The organism is Terriglobus albidus (genome assembly GCF_008000815.1).
Lineage (GTDB): Bacteria > Acidobacteriota > Terriglobia > Terriglobales > Acidobacteriaceae > Terriglobus > Terriglobus albidus_A.
In genome coordinates, this window is sequence record NZ_CP042806.1 from 2,539,942 (window position 1) to 2,556,396 (window position 16,455).

Below are 16,455 nucleotides of genomic sequence, written 5' to 3' on the forward strand. Positions count from 1 at the left end.
CACCGGGTCGAACTAGAAGTCTGTAAAGTTAGCGTCGATATTGCTGGCCGCGGCCGGTGCAAGACGTTGTGGAACGAAGGTATTCACCGCTGGAGCTTTTGCAATCGCCGGACGTAGCACTGGAGCTTTGACGGGCTTGAGCACAGGCGTCACAACTGCCTTTTGCGAGTGGCCACGTACAGGGACACCGGTCATGCGCGCCAGACCCGTCGCGACTCCACGCAACGCATCGGATTGGGCATTCAGTTCCTGTGCCGCGGCCGCGCTTTCTTCTGCATTGGCTGCGTTCTTCTGGGTTCCACTCTCCATGCGGCCGATGGCGCGGCTGATCTGGTCAATCCCCTTGCCCTGCTCCTGGCTGCTCATGCGGATCTCATCGATCATGACCTTGATGCGACCAAAGACCTCATGCACCTTGCGGCCCGAGTCAACCAGGGTGGTCATCCGCTCACGGCCTGCGGCGGTGTTGTCGACGGAATTCTTGATTAGGACCGAGGTCTCCTGTGCCGCCTGAGCGCAACGTTGAGCCAGATTGCGAACCTCTTCGGCGACGACGGCGAATCCCATACCGGCTTCACCGGCACGCGCGGCTTCGACCGCGGCGTTCAGCGCCAGAATGTTGGTCTGGAAGGCGATCTTATCGATCACTCCGATGATCTTGGCGATCTGTTCGCTGGACTGGCTCAGTGCATCCATGGCTTCCACGCACTGTGCGACGGCATGATTGGCATCGTCACTATGGCGAACCGCTTCAGAGACCAGGGCTGTAGAGTGATCCGAGTTCTCCGCATTGCGGCGGGCCATGGAGTTGATCTCCTCTGCCGAAGCTGAGGTCTCTTCGATCATTGCGGCCTGCTCAGAGGTGTCCTTCGCCAGATTCTGGCTCGAGGTGGCAACCTGGGCCGATGCCTCCGTTACCTGATCGGAACCGACTGAAAGCTCGCGTACAGCGTGGCGCAACTGGCGGTCCAGTAAGCGGACGATAAATGCGATCAGAACTCCGGAGACGGCTCCAAGGGTGAGCAAGGTGCCGATGAGCCAGCGTGCGAATGTGATTGCATCTTCTGCCTTGGTATTCGCTTTGCCCATCACGACCTTTTGGCGCTCCAGCATCTTCGAACCGGCTGCATCGACATCAAGAAGGGCAGGTTCAAGTTGGCTCTCTGCAAACTGCGAGGCTTCTTTGACCTGGTGAGAACGAATCAGCTCAAGGTAGTGCGGGAACAACTGTGCCGCCATATCCAGCTTGGTGGTGGCGGCCTCCAGCGTCGGGCGGCCTTCTGCTGAGACACCCTGCTTCAGAATGGTGGCGATGTCCTCGCGCATCTTTTTCTCGTACGCGGTGTACTCATCGATGGCCCGGCTCACGCCTTCCGCATCACCGATCGACTCTTTGACCGCGATTCTGCGGCTGGCGGCGAGCATCTCAGTCGAATGACCATTCGCCATGCCGGCGTTATACATCTTGGTCGCGTCCTTGATGCCGAGTTCCCACGTCAACTCGCCGAGACCACTAATCTCGTAAACGGCGAGTCCGCCCAGCAGGACCAGAAGAATCATCATGGTCCCGTATGAGATAAGAAGTTTCTGTTTGACGGTATAGCGTTGCAGGTTCACGTTGGTGGCTCCGTTCCGCTGGGTTCAACAATTGAGCGCATCCAGCGTTCTCAGAACTCCTCATCGGCATCGCGTGCAGTATCTTGAAGCGATTCGATGCCATTAATTCACCGGTTTTCCACCTATCGCCGGTTTTCCGGGAGCCGATAGCTGCAGTGAGGTCCGCAATATGCAGGTCGCTCTCAGAAGACATGCTGCATTGTTCGCGTCGGTGCTCCTCATCTTTGCGTGGGTTCTCCTGGTTATGGTCGCGGGCACGATGCTGACGTCGTGGCACAGCCGCTCCATTACTGGTCCCCGCACCGCTCTGTCCAAAACGTCTCGTGATATTGCCAGCGGACTCGTCGCGCTGGGAGGCAATCGTCCGGCCTTCTCAGAGATCTCTCAGTCGTGGACGTCGAAGGTAACAGTGGTCTTTCCCGCCGATGCGACCCAGGGACGCGCAATCGAGGGAGCGTTCTAACGCTTTCATTCCGCCACCGTTCGTTCGACACCATAACCCCTCCTGCGCAGCAATCGCAGGGGGGGGGTCCGGTCGAACATATTTCAAAAATGAGATTAATGGCCACTGTTTCCACCTGCTAGAGCACTCTTCTTCAAAAATCTGTCGTTACTGCCGTTCTTTTTAGAAACCAATGCGTCTATTTTGGCCTTTCATGCGTCGATAGGGCGGGAGTTTGATCTTCCCAATCATCGATTAGGTCATTTATAAAAGAACGCGCTCCGAATCATGCTTTTTTGATGCGTCTTCGGGACACTCTTGGAATGAGCTCTCTCGGCGGCAGGACAGTCGGAATGATGTCTTGGCGGAGATCTATTTACATCACGACAAGGTTTGGCCAATGACGATCTTCAACTCGAAACTTCGCCGAAGCGCACTGGTTGGCGGTTTTGCCGCGGCAGTGTCTTTATCGGTTTGGCTGTGTACCGGCAATCTTCATGTATCTGCTCAGCAGGTGCCGAGCGGCGAGCACGGCGGGCAGGCTGAGCCGCCTGCTCAGGGAGCCAGAAACCGTGGTGGCCTGGTGGCCTATCCCGACCGGGAGAAGGCGTCACAGGAAGTGCTCGATCGCGGCAAGGCCACTTTCGGTGTGAACTGTGCCTTTTGCCATGGATCGGATGCAGGCGGTGGATCCGTCGGCCCCAACCTCTTGCGTTCTGAGATTGTGCTGCAGGATCAGAAGGGCGAACTGATCGCTCCCATTGTGCACGGAGCCCGTGTCGACCGCGGCATGCCCAAGATAGATCTGACCGATGCGCAGGTTGCTGACGTTGCCGCCTGGCTGCATAGCCTGAAGGTCAGCAGCCGCGCCGTCATCACCGAAAAGATCAACATCGTGGTGGGCGACGCGAATACCGGCAAAGATACATTCACCCATCTCTGCGGATCGTGTCATTCCGTGACCGGCGACCTTTCCGGGTTCGCTGCAAAGTACTCCGAACCCCGCGCGATGCAGCAGGCCTGGTTGCTGCCGGGGATGCCTGCAGGCCGCTTCCCAGGAGCTCCTGCCGGTCCTTCCGTACCTCTGAAGGTACCGCCGGTTACAGCAACCGTGACTCCGCCAAAGGGAACGCCTATTACCGGCAAGCTCGATGCCATTGACGATTTCTACGTCCAGGTCTCGACCGAGGATGGCGTTGCACACCGCTTCCTGCGGGACAACGATCTTCCGAAGGTCGAGATCCACGATCCTCTTGCCGCCCATCGTGCGATGTTCCGCACTATCAAGGACAAAGAGATCCACGACATTACCGCCTATCTGGTGACGCTGAAATAAAGGGGACAAGGATGCGCGTACTAAGAACGTTTGCAGCAATTGCAGTGGCGGCCATGACCGTGGCTCCTGCCATGGCGCAGAAGGCGTGGCTGGACCCCGCCGATATCCTGAACCCCAAGCCCGATACCTGGCTGACCTACTCTGGCGACTACAGTGGCCGCCGCTTCAGCTCTCTGAAAGACATCAACGCCTCGAACGTTCATGGCCTCACCCTGGCATGGGCACAGCGCCTGAGCGCTGGTTCGGCCCCACCAAGCGCTGGTCCATTCTCGTTCGCTCCTCCGGCGCCTCCGACGACCGTAGGTGGTGTCGGTACGATCGAGGCCCAGATGGGTAGCGTGAAGGGCGCCATCCTGCAGGTGAATGGGGTGTTGTATGTCACTACGCCGGACAATGTGTGGGCGCTCGACGCCTACGATGGTCATGAGCTGTGGCACTACCTGTGGAAGACACGCGGCGGTACGCACATCGGCAACCGTGGCGTGGGCATGTGGCACGACCGCCTCTTCTTTGAGACCCCGGACAACTTCCTTGTGGCTCTGAACGCAACCACGGGTAAGGAGATCTGGCACAAGGAGATCGCCTCCTTCGATCTGCAGTACTTTTCCACCATGTCGCCGATCGTTGTTGGAGATCACCTGCTGGTCGGTACCGGCAACGACCTCGATGAGCCCGGCCTGTTGCAGTCTTTCAACCCGGAGACAGGCGACGTGGAGTGGAAGTGGTACGCCGTTCCAATGAAGGAAGGCGATCCGGGGCTCGATACGTGGAAGAACCTGGACGCAGCTTCGCACGGCGGAGGCAATGTGTGGGTGCCTGGATCATACGATCCGGAGACCCACCTCTACATCTTTGGCACGGGTAATCCGACCGCCGCCTACACGTCGCAGCTTCGCGGGCCTGGTGCGAATCTCTATACCTGCTCACTGGTGGCGTTGAACGTTGAGACCGGCAAGATGGCCTGGTACTACCAGACATCTCCACATGACACGCATGACTTCGACTCCACTCAAACACCGGTGCTGACCGACGCCATGTTCGGTGGCAAGATGCGCAAGCTGGCTATCACGGCGGCCCGCAACGGCTACTTCTTCGTGCTCGATCGAGTGACCGGCGAGCATCTGCTGACCAGCAAGCTTGTCGACTCTCCAAACTGGGCGAAGGACACTCTCGACAAGAACGGCGCTCCCGACCGCGACCCGGCCAAGGACTTTGACCTTGGTGGAGCTCTGGTCTCTCCAGCCAACGGTGGCATCGTGAACTGGCCGCCGCCGGCGTACAGTCCGCAGACCGGCTATTTCTATGCACACGCACAGGAGAGCTATGCGATGTACTACCTCGCCACCACCGACCCTCGCGGAGCCATGGGACTCGGCGGCAAAGACGAGCTGAGTGTCGGCTCGCTGGGAAGCTACCTGGTAGCAATGGACCCGAAGACCGGCAAGCCTGCCTGGAAGCATCGCTATCCCGGTGTTACCGGGGGAGGTGGTGGGCTCAACGGTTTGCTGACAACTGCAGGAGGCCTGCTCTTTGCTTCGGATGCACGCGGCAACTTTGTTGCGCATGATGCAGCTACCGGCAAGGCGCTTTGGCATACACGCATCTCCACAACCAATGCTCCGGAGACCTACATGCTCGATGGTCATCAGTATGTCCTTGTTGCCGGCGGCGATACGGTATATGCCTTCCGCCTGCAGTAAGAGGCGATTGGAACATTTTTCCTGTAGGTGTGGAGTAGGGCTTCCGCATTTATAGGCGTTTTCCGCAATGAAAACGCCGCTGCCCTCCTCTTCGGGATACCCAGCAACAGGAAAAATGGTTTGGAAATCTGGAAGGGCCGCTTCGTTCTGTCGCGGTCCTTTCCTCTGGCTCAACGAAGTCTTTAGCCCTAAGGAGTGACGCATGCGGTATTCAAGACGTGAATTCGGCAAACTCGCAATCTCAAGCCTGCCGGTAGCAGCGGCTGTGGCAGCCAACCCCGCTCGTTTGTTTGCAGCCACGAAGCCCAACTCGAAGTTCAACGGAGTGCAGATTGGTGTCATTAGCTACAGCTACCGGCAGATGCCGCAGCATGGTGTGCTGGATGACCTGAAGTACATGGTTGAGAACGGCATCAACGCCTGCGAGCTGGAGACGATTCAGGAGGAGTGGGCCGGAGCTCCCAAGCGCCCGATGATGCAGCGCCCCGCAGGTCCGCCACCCGCGGCCGGTGCGCCTCGTCCCTCAGGTCCCCGGCCAGAGATGGCCGAGTACAACGAAGCTCTGACGAAGTGGCGCACGACCATGCCGATCTCGAAGTATGAAGAGCTGCGCAAGATCTATGCCGATGCCGGTGTCTGGATCTATGCCTTCAAGGCCGGCCTCACCATGAGAATGCCCGATGCGGAGTTCGACTACGTCTTCAACGCAGCCAAGGCCTGCGGAGCGAACCACGTCACCATGGAGATGCCCGACGGCCAGCCGGAGCTGACCAAGCGCATCGGCGAGTTCGGAGCGAAGCATAAGATGATGATCGGCTATCACGCGCACCTGCAGGCGTTGCCCACTACGTGGGATGAAGCCTGTGCGCAGTCTCCCTACAACGGCATCAATCTTGACCTCGGCCACTACACGGCTGCCGGTAACAAAGACCAGATTGAATTCGTGAAGAAACACCACGACCGCATCACCAGCATGCACTTGAAGGACCGCAAGAGTAAGGAACATGGCGAGGCGAACACGCCCTGGGGTGAGGGTGACACCCCGCTCAAAGAGGTGCTGCAGTTGATGAAGAAAGAAGGCTACAAGTTCCCGGCGACGATCGAGGTGGAATACCCAATCCCAGCCGATTCGGACTCAGTGAAGGAAGTCGGGAAGTGCCTGGCGTATGCCAAAGCTGCACTGGCTTAGTATTCGCCTCTAACAACAAGAAAGCCCGCGGCAACTGCCGCGGGCTTTCTATTGCTTACTCCACGAACTCAGGCTTCAGCGCCATTCTCTTCGTTGAAGGCGAAGAAGAAGAACACCAGCACCGCCGCGGCGATGGAGGCCGCAACCAGCCAGATGGAGGTCCATGCGTGTCCCCCGTCCGGAGAGGCGAACTTGTCGACGACCACGCCTGAAAGCCACGAGCCGAGCAGCATGCCCACTCCGTAGGTGATCAGGGTGATCAGTCCCTGAGCCGCGCTGCGGTAGGCCGCCGGCGCCTTGTGATCGGTGTAGATCTGACCCGTTACGAAGAAAAAGTCGTAGCAGATGCCGTGCAGCAGGATGCCAAGCAAGAGCATCCAGACGCCCGCTTGCGGATTTCCATAGGCAAAGAAGACATACCGCAGTACCCATGCTGAAATACCCGCGATCAGCATCCACTTCACACCAAGCCGGCGGAAGAACCAGGGGATGAGCAGCATGCATCCCATCTCCGACATCTGGCCGAACGTCATCTTGCCTGCGGCATTCGCCACACCGATCTGGTTCAGAAAGGGATTGGTGAAGGCGTAATAGAACTGCAGCGGAATGCAGATCAAAAACGACGCCAGAGCAAATACCAGGAAGCTGCGATCGCTGAACATCCGTCGCACTTCGACTGGAAACAGATTGCTCACCTTGAAGCTCTCTGTGGCCTGTGGAGGCGTATTGGGCAGGAGCAGCGAATACACCGCCATTACGATCGAGCCGCCTGCCGCCAGCTTGAGCGGAAGCGCCGTCGCGTCGCCGTGGAATCCGTAGCTTACCAGGAGTCCCGCGCAGATCCAGCCGATGGTTCCCAGCACGCGGATCGGGGCAAACTCAGACTTCGGATGGTCCATCTGGCGGAAGGCAATCGCGTTGACCAAGCCAAGGGTCGGCATGTAGAGGATGGAGTATGCAAGCACCAGCCCGTACAGGGGAGCGAAGCTCGTCTGCAGCGACGCCGCATACATCAGACCGGCTCCAATCAGGTGCAACAGAGCCAGCATCTTTTCGGCGGCCATTAGGTTGTCGGCCACCCAACCTGCGAGAAAGGGTGACAGTACGGCACCGATGGCCGTTGTACCGGCAACCATTCCAGTCTGTACGCCATTAAAGTGGAGCGTCTGGCTAACCCAGGTTGTTACTGTCACATACCAGGAACCCCAGATGAAAAACTCCAAAAACATCATGGCGCTCAGCCGGAACCGCATCTGCATGTTCATCGGGAAGTCGTCTCTCCGGAATCAGTTTGAATTGTTTTATTGTGCGGCCAGGGACGCCGTGTTGGTTTCGCCCGCAACCGCAGGCAATTGGACCTGCTTCCACACGCTACCAGCTTCGTGGCTTGCCAGCATAGCGTCGAGAACGTGGCTGAGGTACTCGGCATCCGCAAAGGTACAGACGGTCGCCGGCCGCTCACCGGTTCGGATCCACTGATAAATATCCGCAATGATGTTGCGGAAGGCGTCGGGCCAGCCCTCCTGGTGTCCACCAGGCAGCGAGGCATAGCCGGCTGCACCCGGAAGCATCAGGCTGGGGTCTTTCTTCAGAATCTCGTTCGGCCGGTTATAGTGACCGATCCAGAGCTCATTTTGTTCTTCCTGCAGCCAGCGGAGGGAGGAAGAACGGCCATTGACCTCAAGCTGCAGCCCGTTTTTATGGCCGGGTAATACCTGAGCCACCGTAAAGCATCCGCGCGCTCCGTTATCGAAGCGGACCAACACGGATGCGAGATCTTCGCCGTTAACGGTAACTGGATGCCGTTCGCCCGTCTGGTTCTGTGAGAACGCCTCAGCGGAGGCGCCGCCGGTATAGCGGGTCTTCACTACGGTCGTCATGTCTGCCAATACTTCGATGATGCGTGCACCTGAGACATGCTGTGCAAGATCGCACCAGTGCGAGCCGATGTCGGCAAGCGCGGAGCTCACGCCTCCCTTGGACGGATCGGATCGCCAGGAATAGACGTGATCGTCTGCCATCCAATCCTGCAGATATTGGCCGTGGACGAAGAAGACTCGTCCAAGCTTGTCCTGCTCCACCATCAAGCGTGCCTGTTGCACCAGGGGATTGCCGCGATAGTTAAAAGTGACGGCATTCACTACACCAGCGGCATCGGCTGCCGCACGCAGCGTGGAGGCCTCGTTCGAGGTCATCGCCAGCGGCTTGTCCGAGATGACGTGCTTGCCTGCCTCCAGAGCTGCAAGACTGACCGGGAAGTGCAGATGGTTGGGGGTCGTGTTATGAATCACATCGATATCCGGCCGCGCGATCAGCTCGCGATAGTCGCCATAGGAGGTCTCGATGTGGAGCAGATCCGCTTTCTTCCGTGCCGAGCCTGCATTGGAGCCGGCGATTGCGACGACATCCACGTCTCCGAGGCGGCGAACTGCGTCAATATGGTGCGGTGCAATGAAGCCAGGCCCTACCAGTCCCATGGAGAGGCGTTTCGGTTGTGATGACATCAGCAGCTTTTCCTCGGTTCCGGCAGCGGTACGACTGCCATAAATCCTGCCTAGGCGTGCACAGGTTTGTCAAAGATAAAACGAATACATCGAATGAATCCCGATTCTTTGTGGACAATTGTTAATTATCAAAATATGTGGCGCTGTCATAGCCGATTTTGAACGCGATAGTATTGCGGCGAGGGGTAAATGGAATGCGACTTGGTGTCTTCGATCCCGTCTTTGCAAAACTGAGTCTGGCAGAGATGCTGACCGAGCTGAAACGCTATCCGCAGATCACGGCGATTGAGGTTGGTACAGGCGGCTGGCCGGGAAGCAATCACATCGATCTCGATGCCTGTTTGCAGTCTGCAGACGCTGCGACAACGTTCAAGCGCCAGATCGAAGATGCCGGGCTGGTGATCAGCGCACTCTCGTGCCACGGAAATCCCGTTCACCCGGATCAGACGATTGCTAAGGATTACGACACTGTCTTCCGGAAGACAGTCCGGCTGGCGGAAAAGTTAGGTGTTCGGGCGGTAGTGACCTTCTCCGGCTGCCCAGGAGGGGGGCCGGAAGAGACGCGCCCGAACTGGATCACCACTCCCTGGCCGCCGGAGTACAGCGATATGCTGGCGTGGCAGTGGGAGCAGCGGCTGATCCCTTACTGGAAAGATGCCGGGGCATTCGCAGCCGATCACGGCATTGGAATGGCGATCGAAGCGCATCCCGGTTTCTGTGTCTACAACCCTGAGACCGCCATGCAGCTGCGAGCCGAGGCAGGGAAGTCCATCGGTATCAACCTGGACCCAAGTCACTTTTACTGGCAGGGAATTGATCTCCCCGCGGCTATCGCTTATCTCGGAGAGGCCATCTTTCATGTGCACGCGAAAGATGTCGCGTTGAACACGAGCAATGTGGCTCGCACGGGTGTTCTGGACGCAAAGAGCTATACCCGCATGCAGGATCGCTCATGGCTCTTCCGCAGCGTGGGCTGGGGGCATGACGAGCTTGAGTGGAAGCGCATCGCGTCAGCGTTGCGGCTCGCCGGTTACGACCACGTCATCAGCATCGAGCACGAGGATGCGCTGGCCTCGATCCGCGAAGGTCTGGGAGCTGCAGTCGCGACCCTGTCGCGTGTCATCCTGCAGGAACCGCCGGTTGAGGCATGGTGGGTATAGCTGCCTCTGCACCGCGGCGGTGATGGATGGTGTCGATCATGGCAGCCGCCGTCAGGCGCGCTGCGCCGACTGCTCCGGCATTGGTGCCCAGCGGTGAGGAAAGCAACTGAACATCGTTGACTGACTTTTCCATGGCGCGCTGACGGACGACACGGCGAATCTGGTCCAGAAGCAGCACGGGAGCGGCACGGAAGAGCGCGCCGCCGAAGATGATCGCTTCGGGGTTCAGCAGGTTTACCAGGTCAGCCGCTGATGCGCCGATATGCGATGCCGCCTCGGAGAGGACGCGGTAGGCGAGACTGTCATTCTCCTCAGCAGCTCTGGCGATGATCTCGATACTGATCCGGTCCATTTGGTTGTTGGCCATCTCCAGCGTCTTGGAGATGACTCCTTTGCTTAGGGCTCTGCGGACTGATTCAATGATGGTTGCAGACGAGGCCATCGCCTCCAGGCAGCCGTTGTTGCCGCACAGGCAGAGCGGCCCGTTCTCATCGACGGTCATGTGCCCGAACTCGCCGGCGCTGCCGTTGAAGCCGCGATAGATGCTGCCGCCGATAAAGATGGAGGCGCCGATACCCATGCCGGCATCGACATAGACGAAGTCCTGAAAGTTCTGCCCCGCGCCCAGAAACCGTTCTGTCGTTGCAACGGCACGCGCGCTGTCTTCCAGCAGGCAGGGAATACCGAAGTAATCTTCTACCAGCTTCTTCAGCGGCACATTCTTCCACTGTTCCGCGTGCCCCAGCCTTGGGTAGGAAAGCACCATGCCCTCGGCGACATCGATCACGCCGGAGAAGGCAACACCAATACCGAGAACCTTGCTGACTGGAATGCTGGAGGAAGCCAGCGTCTCATCGATGAGCTGAAAGCAGCGGCTGAGCACAGCTTCGCGGCCTCGCCACATCTCCGTTGCCTCTTCTCTGTAGCCGAGCAGCTTGCCGTTCAGGTCGGTAACGGCAATGCGAAGATTGAAGGTTCCGATATCGACGCCGACCACGTTGCCGAGATCGGGATGCATGGTGAGCGAGATGCGCCTGCGCCCGACGACTTTGGCCGCGGACATCTCTTCCACGAGAAAGTTTTTTTCAACGAGCGCACCCACGACGCCGGTGATATTGGCGGTGCTCAAACCCAGGCGGTGCGCCAGTTCGACACGGGAGATGGCGGGTTCGCGCTGGATCAGTTGCAGGACAGCCAGTTCTGTCTGTCTTCTGCTCGAGACACGTTCTTTGTCATTCCCGGTGCGCGACATATCGTGACCATCATAAGCGAAGGAATCTCCCTTCGCGATGGCAAGTATAAGCCTGTGGGAATCCAATTGACGGGGGCTGGTAAAGGGGCTTACAACTTCGTATACGCAAATTGCGCCACTCGAAGCAGCGCGCAGGAGAGCTTCCGCCGCATGATCCGCGATCCTGAAAAGCCGATCCGAACACGGCCTCTGCCGGATGAGTATCCGGGTGTCCATTCCATGGATGAGGACGAGGTTGAGGCGGCCGTCCGGGTTGTCCGAAGCAAGTCTCTCTATCGCTACTACGGCGTAAATCCTCAACATGAGGTCTCTGCGTTTGAGGCAGAGTTTGCCCGGTTTATCGGAGCGCGGCACGCCGTTGCAGTAACCAGTGGAACCTCGGCCTTACATACCGCGCTTTGCGCACTGCAGGTCGGACCGGGTGACGAGGTCATCATTCCCGCATATATGTGGGTCTCGGTAGTTGCAGCGGTCGTGAATCTCGGAGCGATTCCCGTACTCGCTGAGATCGACGAGACCTTCGGCCTGGATCCTGCCGATGTGGAGCGTAAGATCAACCCGCGTACGGCAGGCATTATCGCGGTTCACATGAACGGATGTGCGGTGAACATCCCGCGGCTGGCGGCGATTGCCCGCCGACACAGCGTGTTCCTGCTGGAGGACTGTGCTCAGTGTGTCGGCGCCACGGTTGCCGGCCGTCGTGTCGGTACCTTCGGCGACGTCGCTATCTTCAGCTTTCAGTTAAATAAGAACATGACGGTCGGCGAAGCCGGCGCGGTCGTGACCAATGACGAACATCTCTATCGCCGGGTGGTGGCCATACAGGACTCGGGCTACTCGCGCAGCGATACCGATGAGCTGCAGATGGATGACGCCACCTCCTATGGCTGGGGCCGCGGCGTCCGCATGGACGAGCTGCGTGCCGCCGTCTTGCGGGTGCAGTTGCGGAAGGTGGAGACGACGATCGAACGCATGCGGCACAGTAAGAGCCGCATCCTTGAGTCCCTCTATCCGCGCCAGCAGATCGCGTTTCGCCGCCGTATCGATCCGGCAGGCGACACCAGTTGCTTCCTGCTGACGATCTTCCCGCATCGGGATACAGCGAGAGAGATCAACCGCCTGATGCGGCTGCACGGCATCACCACGAAGTCGCCCGACACCAGCAATATCCTGCTGGCCAACTACGGCATGCATGTTTACTACAACATCCCCTCGCTGGTGCAGAAGATCGGGACCGGCAAGCACGGTTTTCCCTGGACGCTGGCCGAAAACCAGAACTCGGTCTACAGCTACGAGCGAGGTGCGTGTCCTGCATCGGACGATCTCTTTGAACGTACCCAATTGCTCGTGATTCCGTCCTGCCTGACGACGCAGGATGAAGAAGACATCATCGAATCGTTCCATCAAGCGATGGATGCTGTGCTGGGCCCGGTGACCTCCATGACAAGCCGCCTCGATCAGAGAGAGTACCTGACCAGCCCCTGCGGCTAGTCGCTCCTCTGTTCGCATAAAGGTTTCTGAACGATCGGGATGACTGTGTAGCTGGGCAGTGCTCAAAAACTTGGCAGTCGCAGGTCTATAAGCCGCAACGCGTTCAGTCTCGTTGACAATGGAGTCCGAATCTCCTGAACCAGCCGTTGCGGTAGGCGGAGCCGTTCGCACCGCAGGTGCGAATGTCTTGTTTAAGGGGACGGCTTCAGCCGTCCCGTACCAGGGCTGGCGAGAGAAGCGGCTTCAGCCGCTGAGGTACTGGCAGTTATCGATCTGCTGCTCCTATCAATCAACAAGCCCTTAGGATAGAAGGGTGCCCAGACGTCCCGCCAAACCCAACGGCATTCGTGAGATCGCAATAGCGCTGGGCATTTCCATCGGCACGGTAGACCGCGCTCTTCACAACCGTCCCGGGATCAGCGAGCAGACCCGCGAACGTGTGTTGCGCATGGCGAAGAAGCTGAACTACTCGCCGAATGTCGCAGCACGGCACCTGAAGCTCTCACGAACGCTGCGCTTCGGGATCTTTCTTCCGGAACGCGTTGCGGTCTTCTTCGATTCGATGCGGGCAGGAATGCGTCTCGCCGCCGAACGTCTGACGACCACAGCTCCTCTTGAACTGCAGTTTTTCAGTTTCCCGCGTCTGGGAGACGGCGACGTGGAGTGCATGGAGCGAGCCCGCTGGCGCCAATTCGATGGCATTGTGCTGGCCCCGGGCAATCCCTCGGCCCTATCAGCACTGTTTCGCAGGGAGGACGCTCCTCCGATTCTCTTTATCGGCAGCGACGCGCCTCTGCTGGGGCGTATTGCGTCCGTTTCGGTAGACGCCACGGTCAGCGGCAATATCGCCGCTGATCTGCTGGGGCGTGTGCTCCCCGAGGCTGCGAAGGTGGCGATGGTCGCGGGAGACCTCCGCATCCAGGACCACAGTGAAAAGCTGCGAGGCTTCTCCGCGTCGCTGGCTGTCCATGCGCCTCATCTCAGGCTGCTGCCGCCGTTGGAGTCCCACGAAGACCCCGAGGAAGGCTATCAGGCGGCGCGCCGGCTCTTCCGGCGTCATCGCGATCTCGGCGGTATCTATCTTGGAACGGCAAATAGCCTGCCAGTGTTGCGTGCTGCCGATGAGGCGAAGCTCCTGGGCCGTTTGAAGATTGTGACGACCGACATCTTTCCAGAGCTGATTCCTCTTATCGAGACCGACCGGATTCTCTGCTCTGTGCATCAGCGGCCGTTTACACAGGGTCGTATGGCTATCGAGCTGCTCTACGCCCATCTGCTGGGGCTGAAGACGGTTCCGCCAGTTATCAGGCTGGCGCCGCATCTGGTGCTTCGCAGCAACCTATCGCTCTTCGCCGACGGGCTGGATCAGGACACCCAATTGCCGGACTAGCGGCTGAGCGATCGCTGATAAAAGTGAAAAATTCTCGATCTATCTTTCGGCGTAATTTCTTTTTCGTGTACGTTACCGGATAAGATGCGAAAATAACTGAGCAGCTTGCACTGCCGCTGTTATCTTGTCTTGAATTTTCCTTTTGGAATGGGTGACATCCCTTTGAGTACATCGTTTTCAACTCAGCACGAGACCGTTTTCCGTGCTCCCGCACGTGTGAATCTGCTGGGCGAACATACTGACTACAGCGGCGGCTATGTGCTTCCGATTGCGATTCCGTATTACACCGAAGTGAAGATCGCCGACGGCGACAGCCGTCACTATCTATTTCGCAGCCATCAGTTCTCCGGTGTCGCCGAGGGAGGCTGGAGAGACCTGCAGGAGCGGCGTCATTCCTGGAGCGACTATCCGGTCGGTGTGCTGCATGAACTGGTAAAGCTGGGCATCTCCCCTCCGCCTTTCGTTATGGACGTCAGCGGCAATGTGCCTTTAGGTGCGGGGTTGAGCTCGTCTGCTTCCATCGAGGTTGCCTCCTGCCTCGCCTTGCTGCACCGCAGCGGCAAGACCATGACCGATGCCGAGATCGCGTTGCTCTGCCAGAGAGCCGAGAACATCTTTGTGCAGTCACCGTGCGGCATTATGGACCAGTTTGTTGTTACAGCCGCGAAACAGGGACACGCGCTGCTGCTGCAGACGCGCGACCTGACCTATGACCTGGTGCCGGTGACCAGCGGTGCGCTCGCTGACTTGAGGATTGTTGCTTGCAACTCGCTGGTGAAACACTCCATCGCTGCCGGCGACTATGGCAGTCGCCGTAAAGGCGTTGAGACGGGGCAGCAGGTGTTGCGTGAGCGTTTTTCCGGTCTGCGTGATCTCGGTGATGCGACGCTCGAACAGTTGGAACAGTGCGCCAACCAGATGCCGGAAGACGCCTACAAACGCTGCCGTCATGTGATCTCGGAAAATGGTCGCGTCATGGCTGCACGCGAGGCGCTGCTCGCCGGCGATGCCAAGCGCTTTGGTGAACTGATGCTGGGCTCGCACGTCAGCCAGAGAAATGATTTCGAATGCAGTTGCGAAGAGATTGACTTTCTGGTCGAGACGGCCATGACGCTGCAGGGATGCGTGGGAGCACGTCTGACCGGCGGCGGCTTCGGCGGCTGCACCGTGAATCTCGTTCGCAAAGAAGATGTGGATACGTTTACGGCATCCATCAAGGATGCATATCGGCAACGCTTCAACATTCAGCCAGAGGTATACGTTTGCGATGCCGTCGATGGAGCAGTGAAGCTGGCGGCAAAGGAGCGTGCCTGATGGAAGCACTCTGGGTGCAGGCTCCGCATCGCCGCTGGAATCCGCTACGCCGTGAGTGGGTTCTGGTATCGCCGCATCGCACGCAACGCCCATGGCAGGGACAGATGGAGACACCGGCTGTTCCCGCGCCCATTACCTACGATCCCACGTGCTATCTGTGTCCCGGCAACATGCGCGCCAACGGAGAGCGCACACCGCAGTACGAGAGTACGTACGTCTTTCAGAACGACTTCGCTGCATTGAAGCAGGATGTTCCGCAGGCGCAGCTTGATCTGGGCTACGGTCTGCTGCGTGCAGAGACCGAGCGTGGCATCTGTCGCGTGCTCTGTTTCGATCCCCGGCATGACCTTACGCTGGCGACGATGGAGGTCGGAAAGATTCGTAGCGTCGTGGATATGTGGACCTCGCAGGCCGAGGAACTGGGTGCTCGCCCCGAGATTCAGTACGTCCAGATCTTCGAAAATCGCGGTGCGATGATGGGAGCCAGTAACCCGCATCCCCACGGGCAGGTCTGGGCGACGGAACATATCCCGAACGAGCCGTTGATGGAGCTTGCCGCACAGCAGGAATACTATGCGAAGTCGCAGGAGCCGCTGCTCACGGCCTATCTGCGTACCGAACTCATCGAGCAGGAGCGCGTGGTTGCCTCAAACGAAACCTGGGTAGCCGTCGTGCCATTCTGGGCAGTATGGCCCTTCGAGACGTTGTTGCTGCCCCGCTGCCCGGTGTCCTCATTTACGGGCTTGAATGCAGAAGAACGCGACGGGCTTGCAGACATCTTGCATACGCTTACGGCGGGGTATAACCGTGTCTTCGATACGCCGTTCCCATACTCAATGGGCTTTCATCCTGCTCCGTCGGATGGCCAGCCGCATCCGGAGTGGACGCTGCATGCGCATTTCTATCCGCCGTTGCTCCGTTCGGCGACGGTGCGTAAGTTCATGGTCGGATTTGAGCTGCTGGGGTCGCCGCAACGCGACATCACACCGGAGTCTGCAGCGGCAACGCTTCGCTCGGTGATGCAGGCCGAATAATCATCCCGAAGATGCGGCTCGTTTGT

At 58.7% G+C, this 16,455-nt stretch carries 13 protein-coding genes; 9 read left to right on the top strand and 4 right to left on the bottom strand.

Annotated features, from left to right (window positions below; translation table 11 throughout):
• Nucleotides 1-12 precede the first annotated feature (12 nt).
• Nucleotides 13-1,617, bottom strand: coding sequence for a methyl-accepting chemotaxis protein (locus tag FTW19_RS10115; protein ID WP_147647509.1), 1,605 nt, complete (start codon nucleotides 1,615-1,617; stop codon nucleotides 13-15).
• A gap of 169 nt (nucleotides 1,618-1,786) precedes the next feature.
• On the opposite strand from FTW19_RS10115, the gene FTW19_RS10120 reads away from it, so the two are divergent.
• From FTW19_RS10120 to FTW19_RS10135, 4 genes are all read left to right on the top strand, one after another.
• Nucleotides 1,787-2,080 (top strand): hypothetical protein, encoded by a 294-nt coding sequence (locus tag FTW19_RS10120; RefSeq protein ID WP_147647510.1) that lies wholly within the window; start codon nucleotides 1,787-1,789, stop codon nucleotides 2,078-2,080.
• A gap of 379 nt (nucleotides 2,081-2,459) precedes the next feature.
• A complete protein-coding gene (locus FTW19_RS10125) occupies nucleotides 2,460-3,395 on the top strand; it encodes a c-type cytochrome (RefSeq protein ID WP_147647511.1) in 936 nt (311 codons plus the stop codon).
• Nucleotides 3,396-3,406: 11 nt separating this feature from the next.
• Nucleotides 3,407-5,095, top strand: a complete 1,689-nt coding sequence (locus FTW19_RS10130) for an acido-empty-quinoprotein group A (protein WP_147647512.1) — start codon at nucleotides 3,407-3,409, stop codon at nucleotides 5,093-5,095.
• Between the two features lie 202 nt (nucleotides 5,096-5,297).
• A complete protein-coding gene (locus FTW19_RS10135; protein ID WP_147647513.1) occupies nucleotides 5,298-6,284 on the top strand; it encodes a sugar phosphate isomerase/epimerase family protein in 987 nt (328 codons plus the stop codon).
• A 68-nt stretch (nucleotides 6,285-6,352) separates the two neighbouring features.
• On the opposite strand, the gene FTW19_RS10140 is transcribed toward FTW19_RS10135, so the two are convergent.
• Both FTW19_RS10140 and FTW19_RS10145 read right to left on the bottom strand, forming a co-directional pair.
• Nucleotides 6,353-7,549: a nucleoside permease gene (locus tag FTW19_RS10140; RefSeq protein WP_147647514.1), complete on the bottom strand. Its 1,197-nt coding sequence runs from the start codon at nucleotides 7,547-7,549 to the stop codon at nucleotides 6,353-6,355.
• A gap of 36 nt (nucleotides 7,550-7,585) precedes the next feature.
• A complete protein-coding gene (locus FTW19_RS10145) occupies nucleotides 7,586-8,788 on the bottom strand; it encodes a Gfo/Idh/MocA family protein (RefSeq protein ID WP_222705562.1) in 1,203 nt (400 codons plus the stop codon).
• Nucleotides 8,789-8,982: 194 nt separating this feature from the next.
• Here FTW19_RS10145 and FTW19_RS10150 point away from each other — a divergent pair, with 194 nt between their 5' ends.
• Nucleotides 8,983-9,948 carry a sugar phosphate isomerase/epimerase family protein gene (locus FTW19_RS10150; protein WP_147647515.1) on the top strand — a complete coding sequence of 322 codons (966 nt, stop codon included), beginning with the start codon at nucleotides 8,983-8,985 and terminating at the stop codon, nucleotides 9,946-9,948.
• Here FTW19_RS10150 and FTW19_RS10155 read toward each other — a convergent pair.
• Nucleotides 9,908-11,200, bottom strand: coding sequence for an ROK family transcriptional regulator (locus FTW19_RS10155; RefSeq protein WP_187143405.1), 1,293 nt, complete (start codon nucleotides 11,198-11,200; stop codon nucleotides 9,908-9,910). The two genes, FTW19_RS10150 and FTW19_RS10155, sit on opposite strands and share 41 nt — an antisense overlap.
• A gap of 150 nt (nucleotides 11,201-11,350) precedes the next feature.
• Between FTW19_RS10155 and FTW19_RS10160 the strand changes: the two genes are divergently transcribed.
• The 4 genes from FTW19_RS10160 to FTW19_RS10175 all read left to right on the top strand — a co-directional run bounded on the left by FTW19_RS10160 (nucleotide 11,351) and on the right by FTW19_RS10175 (nucleotide 16,429).
• Nucleotides 11,351-12,691, top strand: coding sequence for a DegT/DnrJ/EryC1/StrS family aminotransferase (locus FTW19_RS10160; RefSeq protein WP_147647517.1), 1,341 nt, complete (start codon nucleotides 11,351-11,353; stop codon nucleotides 12,689-12,691).
• A gap of 313 nt (nucleotides 12,692-13,004) precedes the next feature.
• On the top strand, nucleotides 13,005-14,081 hold the full coding sequence (locus FTW19_RS10165) for a LacI family DNA-binding transcriptional regulator (protein ID WP_147647518.1): 1,077 nt from the start codon (nucleotides 13,005-13,007) through the stop codon (nucleotides 14,079-14,081).
• 162 nt (nucleotides 14,082-14,243) lie between these two features.
• Nucleotides 14,244-15,395: a galactokinase gene (gene galK / locus FTW19_RS10170; protein WP_246153665.1), complete on the top strand. Its 1,152-nt coding sequence runs from the start codon at nucleotides 14,244-14,246 to the stop codon at nucleotides 15,393-15,395.
• Complete coding sequence (locus tag FTW19_RS10175) at nucleotides 15,395-16,429, top strand: UDP-glucose--hexose-1-phosphate uridylyltransferase (protein WP_147647520.1); 1,035 nt, start codon at nucleotides 15,395-15,397, stop codon at nucleotides 16,427-16,429. Before galK ends, FTW19_RS10175 begins: the two co-directional genes overlap by 1 nt.
• Nucleotides 16,430-16,455 lie beyond the last annotated feature (26 nt).

Excerpts from the sequence above, each read along its gene's own strand:
- FTW19_RS10120 (WP_147647510.1), top strand. The coding sequence starts at position 1,787 with ATGCAGGTCGCTCTCAGAAGACATGCTGCATTGTTCGCGTCGGTGCTC.
- FTW19_RS10125 (WP_147647511.1), top strand. The coding sequence starts at position 2,460 with ATGACGATCTTCAACTCGAAACTTCGCCGAAGCGCACTGGTTGGCGGT.
- FTW19_RS10130 (WP_147647512.1), top strand. The coding sequence starts at position 3,407 with ATGCGCGTACTAAGAACGTTTGCAGCAATTGCAGTGGCGGCCATGACC.
- FTW19_RS10135 (WP_147647513.1), top strand. The coding sequence starts at position 5,298 with ATGCGGTATTCAAGACGTGAATTCGGCAAACTCGCAATCTCAAGCCTG.
- FTW19_RS10140 (WP_147647514.1), bottom strand. The coding sequence starts at position 7,549 with ATGAACATGCAGATGCGGTTCCGGCTGAGCGCCATGATGTTTTTGGAG.
- FTW19_RS10145 (WP_222705562.1), bottom strand. The coding sequence starts at position 8,788 with ATGTCATCACAACCGAAACGCCTCTCCATGGGACTGGTAGGGCCTGGC.
- FTW19_RS10150 (WP_147647515.1), top strand. The coding sequence starts at position 8,983 with ATGCGACTTGGTGTCTTCGATCCCGTCTTTGCAAAACTGAGTCTGGCA.
- FTW19_RS10155 (WP_187143405.1), bottom strand. The coding sequence starts at position 11,200 with ATGTCGCGCACCGGGAATGACAAAGAACGTGTCTCGAGCAGAAGACAG.
- FTW19_RS10160 (WP_147647517.1), top strand. The coding sequence starts at position 11,351 with ATGATCCGCGATCCTGAAAAGCCGATCCGAACACGGCCTCTGCCGGAT.
- FTW19_RS10175 (WP_147647520.1), top strand. The coding sequence starts at position 15,395 with ATGGAAGCACTCTGGGTGCAGGCTCCGCATCGCCGCTGGAATCCGCTA.